This is a genomic window from Brassicibacter mesophilus, assembly GCF_050433385.1.
Taxonomy (GTDB): domain Bacteria; phylum Bacillota; class Clostridia; order Tissierellales; family Proteiniboraceae; genus Brassicibacter; species Brassicibacter mesophilus.
Genome location: NZ_JBNPXI010000045.1, coordinates 1 through 5,158 on the forward strand (window position 1 = coordinate 1; position 5,158 = coordinate 5,158).

6 protein-coding genes are annotated in these 5,158 nt (G+C 33.7%); all 6 read right to left on the minus strand.

The features are described 5' to 3' along the window. Positions 1-376: 376 nt before the first annotated feature. Positions 377-754, minus strand: a complete 378-nt coding sequence (locus HNR33_RS22490) for a cytidine deaminase family protein (protein ID WP_429088241.1) — start codon at positions 752-754, stop codon at positions 377-379. Positions 755-1,118: 364 nt separating this feature from the next. Beyond that, positions 1,119-1,925 carry a reverse transcriptase domain-containing protein gene (locus HNR33_RS22495; protein WP_429088243.1) on the minus strand — a complete coding sequence of 269 codons (807 nt, stop codon included), beginning with the start codon at positions 1,923-1,925 and terminating at the stop codon, positions 1,119-1,121. Next, positions 1,910-2,416, minus strand: a complete 507-nt coding sequence (locus tag HNR33_RS22500) for a reverse transcriptase domain-containing protein (protein ID WP_429088246.1) — start codon at positions 2,414-2,416, stop codon at positions 1,910-1,912. The genes HNR33_RS22495 and HNR33_RS22500 overlap by 16 nt, the downstream gene beginning before the upstream one ends. Positions 2,417-2,438: 22 nt before the next feature. Next, entirely contained in the window at positions 2,439-2,576 is a 138-nt protein-coding gene (locus HNR33_RS22505; protein ID WP_429088249.1) for a hypothetical protein, read from the minus strand. A gap of 340 nt (positions 2,577-2,916) precedes the next feature. After that, on the minus strand, positions 2,917-4,368 hold the full coding sequence (locus HNR33_RS22510; RefSeq protein WP_429088250.1) for a hypothetical protein: 1,452 nt from the start codon (positions 4,366-4,368) through the stop codon (positions 2,917-2,919). Continuing rightward, positions 4,365-4,676 (minus strand): nucleotidyltransferase domain-containing protein, encoded by a 312-nt coding sequence (locus HNR33_RS22515; RefSeq protein ID WP_429088252.1) that lies wholly within the window; start codon positions 4,674-4,676, stop codon positions 4,365-4,367. Before HNR33_RS22515 ends, HNR33_RS22510 begins: the two co-directional genes overlap by 4 nt. Positions 4,677-5,158: the final 482 nt, after the last annotated feature.

Genomic DNA, 5,158 nt, shown 5'->3' on the forward strand with positions numbered 1-5,158 from the left:
AACCAATTTGCAAATTCCTGTTTATCTGATTGTATATGAATAATTCATGTGTCACGTGATAGAACTTATATGATTTATCTAATTCGTTCTTAATTTGGGATTTTCTATTTCTTTTTTATTTATTTTTATGTTAATAGTCTACATTGCCTTTAGGGATTTCAGATAACGTCTACGTGTCCCCGGCGCCTTTTAGCGCATTCATGAGGCTAAAAGGTGTGTTGTGGCTTCTTCGAAGGCTTGACTACCTGTTGGCACAACGAACGGGGACACTTTGTTAGCTGGAGTCCGTCATCACTATTGTTAAAATCAGCACTACCTAAAACAAATTTTTATTATGCAATACAAAAATAATATGTAATAAGTGCGTTATTCATAATCAAAGTCTATACGGCAATAATTCTCCAATTGTAGTGATTGAACCATCCTCCAATAAAACTTCGCATTTATAATTCTCATCATCAATTGCATTTATAAATTCTCTACATCTTCCACAAGGTGCGCATGCTATCTCATCATCTACACCTATAGCTACACACTTTACAATACGTGATTCTCCTGCTGTAACCATAGCTGCAATAGCCGCATGCTCTGCGCAAAATCCCATTGATGCAGGTGTATCTATGCACACGCCTACATAGACATTTCCTTTATCAGTAAGTATTGCAGCTGCAACGGTTCCAGCAGTAGCCATTCTTGAAAGTCTTCTTTCGTTTAATGTATTCTTTGCTTTTAATCTCAACTCTTCAAATTCCATATAAATCCCTCCATTTATACAAATAATTTTTCTCTCACAATATTCTACTATTGCGATAGTAATTCTTTTCCTAGTCCTTTATAATCAGTAGTCTTTTACTTTAGGATTTCAGCTAACGTCTCGTGTTTGCGATGTTCCTGAACTGGACCAACAGAGCTTGACTTCGTAGATGGTGCTCGCACCCAGTGAAGGAATGTGGTACCGACAGGCTTGATCCTATAAACTTTTCTCTAGGCACCCTTGCGGTAGGGTCGAGGTCTGGCGCGGTACTATAAGCCCGTCTCCAGCCCCCGCCACTTCAAACCGTACGTGAGGTTCTCCCTCATACGACTTTCCGACAACCTTCTTCTATGGCTCTCAAGTCTTATGTTCTGCATATTCTTTGTGGATAGAAGTATTCTAGTCTTGCTCTTTCAAGCCACTTTTGTATTGTTTCTTTCCTATGTTTTCGTCTTTTCTTTAGATGTATTGCTAGCATTTTTAGTAGTCTTTTTCTAACATATCGGTCTAAATCTTGAAATTTCTTAGTTGAGTTACCTGTACTATAATAGTTTCTCCAACCTCTTTTTATTGGGTTTAGTTTATCTACTATTTCTTGCATTGTCTTTCTTAGATTGTTTCTGCCTGTTATGTCCCTTATTGTATCTCTCATTTTGTTCATTGCTTTTGCAGATGGCCATGCATATGGAACTAATTTTCCTGTTCTCTTTGACTTCATTTTATGAAAATGAAATCCTAGAAAGTCAAACCCTTCTTTTTCAATGTTTACTATCTTTGTTTTATCTGGATGTAGCATTAATTTTAGTTTCTTCATTATTCGTTCTATGACTTCTAAGGCTTGTCTTGCTTGCTTTTCTGTTCTGCATACTACTACTGCATCTTCTGCATATCTGAATATTTGACCTAATTCTTTAAATTGTTCTTCCCAGTATTTATCTAGTGCATGTAGATACATATTTGCTAGTAATGGACTAATTACGCCACCTTGCGGTGAACCTATATTGGTTGGCGTATATTTCCCTTCTTCTATTACTCCTGCTTTTAACCATCTTTTTAGCACTTTTATTACTCTTCTATCACTTATCTTTCTTTCTATTAGGGACATTAATATTTGGTGGTCTATGTTGTCAAAGTATTTTCTTATGTCTAAATCTACTAATCTACTACCCACCACCCTCTTACTAAGGCTCCTTTGATTGCTTTTATGGCTTGTGTTGCACTTTTCTTGGGTCTAAATCCATAGGATGTCTCTAGAAAGTTGGCTTCGTTGATTGGTTCTATCACTATCTTACTGGCTTGTTGAATTATTCTATCTTTTACTGTTGGTATTCCTAATGGACGTTGACTGCCATCAGATTTTGGTATGTATACTCTTAGGACTGGTTGTGGTTTATATGTATCTTGTTCTAATTCTTGTTTTATCTTAGCTAGATATGCTTTTACATCTCCTTTATCTATTTCTTCTATCGATATACCATCTATTCCTGCACTTCCTCCATTTTTCTTTACTTCTATCCATGCCCTCCATAATATATCTGGGCGATATATGCGGTCATATAATGCATGAAATCTGCGATTTTTATTCCTCTTGGCCGCTAGATATAGCTTGCGCTGAAGTATTCGTGACTTTTCTATTGAGTGTTGTTGGCCTTTTATTGGCATGCACTATCACTTTCCTTCCCGCTTAGCTTGGTTGAAGTAGAGGTCCTTCCCTAGATAAAGTTTTGTTGTCTTTACCTTCTTCGGTACTTATATCAGAAATTACGATATTTATGGTGTATCGACTATGTGAGACCTCTCTTGTTTCATAGTCTACTTTCATAACATTCCGCTTCCCCTACGCCGAGAAATTCTTCGATGGTGATTCTCCAGATTCTTCCCATCTTCCATGGCCTTCACCAGTATTTGAGTGGCTCGGCTTTCCTTTGTTCCTTTCGGGTTAACATTACGACGCTGCAGAATTCACTTTATGTTACGGACTGCTATTTTGCTCTCCCTTCTCAGGAGGTTACTCCGCTTCAGCACACTAAGTCACCTCAATGCACTGGGAGCCTGCTACATGGCTCTCTGGTAATTACCATGACTAGACTTTCACTGGTAAGCAAACTATGACTTGCAAGACACACCAAAAACAGTGTTAGGTGAAGTTAAACCATTCAGTATTATATAACAGAGTTATATTTTAATAATTTTATTAAGTCATCACCCATCAGTGTATATATTGTCCAATTTAAATTTGCAATTGCACGCTTTATTGCATTATAGAATGGTTCTGTTCCTTCACATGGAGATACAAAAACGACAACAGCTTTACTACCGAAATTAGCAAACGGTCTATATATTTGATAAGATACATCTTCGGTCACCTTATTCTTAATCTCACGCCCAGATTTAAAAGGCATGCAAAGATAATGGGTACTTTCAAACTTCCCTTTTTTGATAGGCAATTCCATATCTGATATTTCATATACACCATGGGGCTTTGCGTTCTCTCTGTCTATTACTGATTTATCAATATTAATTATTGTTTGAGCAACTGCATTTCTAAGCTCATTATCGTTATAATTTAGAACTTTCTCTTTATCGCCTTTTGTTAATTCAACTGATATATGCTCCCCATAACCATTGAAGTAATTATTCATAGTGAACCACTCATTAATCTCAAACTCTTCACAAACAGGGATACTTAAACCTGTCAAATCAACTCCTCCTTTACTGCTTAGTAATGCAACGCAGTTTCTAAGTAGTATCGTTTTTTCAATAGGTTTAAACTCAATATATTTGTCTATGAACTCTTCCTTAAAATCAATTGGAAAGTTATCCTTGAATTCTTGAAAATTAATACTCACAAGACTAAAGTATGCCCATATTTTCTTAGTAACAGACTTTAAATCGCTAAGATCTCCTATTTCTTTATTTACGAAGTTTAGCTCTTCTTCATAATATTCTTCGCACTTATATATTGTTGAGATTAAAAATGAATTTAACTGAAAGTTATTTTCTATATGTGTTGTCATTCCTTGTTTTCCTACAAATCTCTTAACAATACTTAAACACTTAATGGCTAAATTATCAGCTTCATCCTTGTACAATTTAGGTTCTGTCTGTAGATATTCAATCATTGCTTGCAAGTAATTAAGCACAGTATAGAAAGCAGGTACTAATAATTCTATTTCATCACAATGATCAAGCAGGTTATTCATTGCACGAACTAATCCAGTATCACCTCTTGTAAAAAAATACTCATCTTCTGAACTACCATGTACCATGCCTTCTCTCATTTGTAGCCTCATAATATTTATATCAATATTTACTTTATAGGTTGCTCGTCCAACTTTAATTGAATCAGCATTATAAAATTCTTGGGGTAACTTGTATAGACTATGAAAATAGAATATTTTATCAACAACATACACCCTACTAGCAATATTTTTTATAAATCTTGATAACAATACATTATCTTCACTTTTCAAAGCAGCACTTTGCTGTATGTCCTCAAGTAAAAATGCAAATTCGCAAAGTTCCTTAATTTGACGTTGCTTTGGTTCAGATTTTAACAATTTATTATAATGTTCTAGCCCATCTTTTAAACATACTTCTAAAAATTCTTTCATAAAATCACCTCATATAATTCATCTATTTCCAAAATATCTTTGAAATCTTTGAAAATGCACATAAATTCATCGAGAGTCAGGCATATTGCATCTACTTTCAATTTCAATTTAACATCAAAACTCTTCTGTAAAAGCTTTTTCCTAGTAATAATGTCTAAGCCACTAAAGTCACTTGATACTACTATAATATCTAGATCTGAATATTCATTCTGTATATTTAATGCATAAGAACCTCTAATAAAAACTTTCTCACAGTTAAAATACTTATTTTCACCTAGATTTTCTACTAATATATCTTCAACTCTCAAAATTAACCCCCATTTATTACTTATGCCTATTTTAAAGAATTTCACCTAACGTTTCTAGTATCTTGCGACGGTTCACATATCTTTTGTTAACCGTTGTAAATACTATGTTAGAGGACGTTTAAGGAGCCTCCTTGTAATTATATATTTTCTTCGTAAGTAACTGAATTACCTTACAACCTAGAAAAAGTAAAGTATTTATTGTTAATATTATAATGCCTATTCTATTTATAATAATTGTTAATATCTCGTTATTTAAGTAACGATCAAATGAAACTGATAAAAACATGAAAAAGTAAGAACTAGCAATTAGTTTTCGTAATATATTATTATCAAGGTTTTTTATAGTTTTTTTAATACTTTTAGATTGTATTACAATTTTAATAATTGACCTGATGTGCTAGTAGAATTACATCAAGATAAATTTACCAATTTATTTTTAGAAAAAAATATGCTTCTTATAAACTATTACTGGATATATTATC